General features: G+C 73.1%; 2 protein-coding genes. One reads left to right on the plus strand and one right to left on the minus strand.

From position 1 onward, the window contains the following. The coding region (locus ACFQ87_RS41850; RefSeq protein ID WP_380616215.1) for a hypothetical protein at window positions 1–282 on the minus strand (282 nt) is incomplete at its 3' end. Window positions 283–552: 270 nt separating this feature from the next. Between ACFQ87_RS41850 and ACFQ87_RS41855 the strand changes: the two genes are divergently transcribed. Then, window positions 553–800: hypothetical protein (locus ACFQ87_RS41855; protein ID WP_380616216.1), on the plus strand; the 248-nt coding region annotated here is incomplete at its 3' end.

The raw sequence follows: 800 nt of genomic DNA on the forward strand, positions 1-800 counted from the left end.
ACGGGGTACACGCGCTATCGCCTCGGGTTTCCCGGGCTCCGCATGCGTACCTGCTGACAGGCACCGATGGTGACCGGCAGGGCGCCAGTCGCCGCGGCGGCCGGCGGCGGTCAGGCACCAGAACTTGCGGCCGTCCGGCAGGCGCAGTTCCTCACGCACCCTGCCGGCGGCCGCCAGGTCGCCCAGGGCATCGCGGGTCGCCTTGTCGCTGCGCTGCTGGGGCAGCACTAGACTCCAGAGCTCACGTGCGGTGGCGCGCTGAAACAAGGCGAGCGACACCATGACCCCCTTCCTGACCGGCTGTGTCGAACCCCGCTTCCACCGCACCTCAGCAGCAGGGGGAAGAGGGTCGTCGCCACGGACACGACCCCTTACCGGGCCGCTGGCCTGCGAAACGGGCCCGCCTGCGGGCGGGGCGGTGGAGGTGCGGGCGGAGGTGCTGGTGGAGGTGCCGTACGTCCCCTTGGCCGCGCCGGGCAACGGGTTGTCCGGCCGGGACGGCAGGTGGTCGGCGGCCTGGTCGCCGTCGCCGGAGTCGGGGTCGGACGGCGCGTGGCGGCGAAGACGCGGCAGATACTCGGGGGCGTCGCAGTCGTCGCCTTCGTCGCCGCGCGGGCGGTGTTCACATCCGGTGTGCCGGCGACGTGGAGGCTGCGACTGATCGTCCGCTCGAAGCCCGTCAGGCGGGCCTGCGACGAGGCCGAGGAACAGCTGCGGGCCCGACTGGCGGCGATCGCGCGGACGTACGCGCTCCAGCCCGTCCTCAGTCGGACGATCGACAGCTGCTGGCGGGCTTCACG

The sequence above is a fragment of the Kitasatospora sp. NPDC056531 genome (assembly GCF_042794375.1).
Lineage (GTDB): Bacteria > Actinomycetota > Actinomycetes > Streptomycetales > Streptomycetaceae > Kitasatospora.